This window comes from Streptomyces sp. NRRL F-5650 (genome assembly GCF_000721365.1).
Taxonomy (GTDB): Bacteria; Actinomycetota; Actinomycetes; order Streptomycetales; family Streptomycetaceae; genus Streptomyces; species Streptomyces ardesiacus.
This window is the reverse complement of record NZ_JOGV01000109.1, coordinates 1-3,134: the sequence shown is the minus strand read 5'-3', so window position 1 is coordinate 3,134 and position 3,134 is coordinate 1. Positions and strand designations below refer to the sequence as shown.

The 3,134-nt window shown below is 74.3% G+C and carries 1 protein-coding gene; it reads right to left on the bottom strand.

All coding sequences use genetic code 11. The annotated features are described in order from the left end of the window. A partial coding sequence (locus IG88_RS0137535) for a type I polyketide synthase (RefSeq protein WP_031051277.1) occupies nucleotides 1-3,134 on the bottom strand: 3,134 nt, incomplete at both ends.

Sequence of the window (3,134 nt, the reverse complement as noted above, 5' to 3'; positions counted from 1 at the left end):
CCGCTCGCCGCCCGACACCGCGACGGCACCACGGGTGACCACGACGAGCCTCGCGTCGACGAGCGCCTCGTCGGCAAGCCACTCCTGAACGCGCGCGAGGGCGGCGGTCACTGCCTCAAGGACCCGCTGCGGCAGGTGCTCCCCGTCGCTCTCCTGACGGCCGTGGGTGTCGAGGGTGGCCGCGTCCAGAAGGACGAGCCGCACTCCGTCGGCGACGGCGGCCTCGATGTCCTCCGCGGATCGTGTGCCGTCCCACAGGATCGAAGACGGTGTCGGTGCGAGCTCGTCGAACGCCCGTCGCTCCCAGCTCACTTCGTAGAGGGAACGCGCCGCGGTGGCACCCGCCGAGCGGAGCCGTGCCGCGGTGACCGGCCGCAGCTCGACCTGGTCCACGCCGAGCAACGGGATGCCCTCGGCGTCGGTGGCGCGTACCCGCAGGGTGCCTTCGGCGGCCGGGGACAACAGGACACGTACGATCCGGGCGTCGTGGGCCGTGTCCCGGCCGGTGGCGGTGCCGGGGCCGCCGGCGCGTACCCGTACGCCGCGCCAGACGGCGGGTTCCAGGGCTCCGGCGGTGCCGGGGCCGCCGGAGTCGGCAAGACGCCAGGCGTGGCAGACGGACTCCAGGAGCACTGCGCGCGGCGCCAGCCCTTCGACGGCCTGTTCCGGCAGCTCGACCTCCGCGTAGATGTCGTCGCCGGTGTGCCAGGCACGACGCAGTCCCTGCAGTGCCGTTCCGAACAGCTCGTCCGCGGCGAAGAGTTCGGCGTACAGCGCGGCTGTGTCCGCCGGGATCGCGTCGGCCGGCGGCCAGGTGCCCGAGAGCCGTGCGTACGCCTCGTCGGTCTCCGCGGCCCCGGGGTGCAGTTCGGCGGTGGCGTAAAGGGTCCACTCCGCGGTGGCGTCGCCGTCGGGCTGCGCGTGGACGGTGAGACGGCGGTTCCCGGAGTCGTCGGGCTCCGCGGCCATGACCTGGACGCGGACGGCTTCGTCGGGGGCCAGGACCAGTGCCTGGTGCTGCTCCAGGTGCGCGACGCCGGGCAGGCCGAGACGGTCCGCGGCGTACAGCGCCCAGTCGAGCAGGGTGCTCCCGGGCAGTACGGGCGTGTCGAACACGGTGTGCTCGGTGGGCGACGCCGCGGCCGGGGTGGTGAGCCTGCCGGTGAACAGGATGCTGTCGGTCCCGGCGGGGACGACGGCCGCGGCCAGCACCGGGTGGCCGGTGGCCTCCTGGCCGGCACCGCCCGGGTCCCCGGAGTCGGCCGGTGCGTCGAGCCAGTAGCGCTCCCGCTGGAACGCGTACGTCGGCAGGTCGACGGCGTCAACCCGCTCCTGGGGGGCCGGGGTGAGAGCGGTCCAGTCCACACCGAGCCCCCGGGTCCACAGGACTGCGGCGTTGCGCAGCAGTGTCGTGCGCTCGTCCTCGTCGCGGCGCAGAGTGCCGGTGACGACGACCTCACGACCGCCGGCCTGCAGCGCGGCGTCCTCCAGGGCCGCGGTGGTGACCGGGTGGGGGCTGATCTCGACGAAGGTGTCGATGCCGCCTTCCATGAGGTCGGCGACGACCTCCGCGAAGCGCACCGGCTGGCGCAGGTTCCGGTACCAGTACGCCGCGTCGGCCTCCCGGTCCCCCACGTCCTCACCGGTCACGGTGGAGCGCCAGGTCACCCGGGGCCGCTCCGGGGCGATGCGGCCGAGTTCCTTGATGAGACGGTCCTTGACGAGTTCGACCTGGGGCGCGTGCGAGGGGTAGGTCACGGGGATGCGGCGGGCGCGGATCCCGTCGTTCTCGCAGCCGTCCAGGAGCTGTCGCAGCGGCTCCTCGTCGCCCGCGACGACGACGGCGCCGGGACCGTTGACGGCGGCGACGACCACACCGGTGGCGGGTTCGGCGGCCCCGTCCGTGTACCGGTCGATGAGTGCCTGGGCCTCGTCGTGGGGCACGGTCAACGACGCCATGCCGCCGCGCCCGGCGAGTTCCTCGGCGATGACGCGGCTGCGCAGGGCCACGAGTCGGGCGCCGTCGGCCAACGAGAGGGCACCGGCCACGCACGCCGCGGCGATCTCTCCCTGGGAGTGGCCGACGACCACGGAGGGCGTGATGCCGCAGCGCTGCCAGACCTTCGCGAGGGAGACCATGACGGCCCACAGGGCTGGCTGGACCACGTCGACGCGCTCCAGGGCCTGTTCGTCGCCGAGGACGTCGAGCAGCTTCCAGTCCGTGTGCGGCGCGAGTGCGTCGGCGCATTCGCGCAGTGACCCGGCGAACACCGGCGACGACTCCATGAGACCGAGTGCCATGCCCGTCCACTGGGCGCCCTGCCCGGGGAAGACGAAGGCCACGTTCGCGCCGGTACGCACGGACCCGGATACGAGTCCGGGGACCTCGGCGTCCTGGCGGGCCAGGCCCGCCAGTCCTTCGGCGAAGCCCGCCGGGTCGGCGGCGAGAACGACCGCGCGCTCGTCGAAGGCCGTACGACCGCCGATGAGCGCGGCAGCCGTCGCCGCCGGGCCGACGCCCTCACCTGCGAAGGCACGCAGGCGCTCGGCCTGGCCGCGCAGCGCGGCGCCGGACTTGGCCGAGACGAGCCACGGCAGTACGGCGCCTTCGGCTGCGGCCAGCACCGGCTCGGGCCGCTCCGCGCTCCGCTCCGGCTCGGCCTCGGGAGCCTGTTCGAGGATGACGTGGGCGTTGGTTCCGCTGATGCCGAACGAGGAGACCGCCGCACGCCGCGGCCTGCCCGTCTCGGGCCAGGCGACGGCCTCGGTCACCAGCTCGATGGCACCGGCCGTCCAGTCGACGTGCTCGCTGGGCCGCTCGGCGTGCAGGGTCCGGGGCACGGTGAGCAACGGGCGGCCCTCGGGGCGGTCCTGGCCGTACGTGGCGAGCAGGGCCTGGGCCTCGATCGGGTCGCCGAGGGACGTACCCGTGCCGTGCGCCTCCACCACGTCCACGTCGGAGGCGGCGAGTCCCGCGTTGGCGAGCGCCTGGCGGATGACCCGCTGCTGCGAGGGACCGTTGGGCGCGGTCAGGCCGTTGGACGCACCGTCCTGGTTGACCGCCGAACCCCTGATGACGGCGAGGACGCGGTGACCGTTGCGGCGCGCGTCCGAGAGCCGCTCGACCAGGACCA